Annotated in this window: 1 protein-coding gene; it reads right to left on the bottom strand. The window is 68.6% G+C overall.

Features of this window, described 5'->3' with window-relative positions:
- Positions 1-433 (bottom strand): hypothetical protein (locus AX737_RS34290; protein ID WP_197430537.1); only part of this gene is annotated, 433 nt, incomplete at both ends.

Here is a 433-nt window from a genome sequence, read left to right on the forward strand (position 1 = left end):
GCCCTTCACGAACAGGCGGTGGCCCGCCGTGTCGATGATCGCCGAGCCCGAGAGCGTGACGTTGTTGTAGAAGGTGTCCCGTGTCAGGGTCGTCGTGCCCGAGGACGCCGTCAGGTCGCCGTCCGAGCCGTCGCCGAACCACATCAGGTCGTTGGCGGGCGCGTCACTCGTCGAGAACTGGGTGACCGATTCCTTGACCCGAGCAGGGTTCATGACGGTCGTGGTGTCGGTGCCGTCTTGCGCCTGCGCGGTCGTCGAGAACTGCGTGCTGTCGAGAAGCCGCCGGGTGGCGCTGTTCAGGTACAGAAAGGCGCCGAGCCCGCTCCGATGCCAGCGCTGCCCCTCGACAGGCGAGCTGGGATCGGCGCCGACCGGGGTCAGCACCGTGCCCGAGAGGAAGGTCTGGAGCGCCCCCCAGCTCTGGGCGATGCCG

Source organism: Methylobacterium sp. CCH5-D2, from assembly GCF_001556475.1.
Classification (GTDB): Bacteria; Pseudomonadota; Alphaproteobacteria; order Rhizobiales; family Beijerinckiaceae; genus Methylobacterium; species Methylobacterium hispanicum.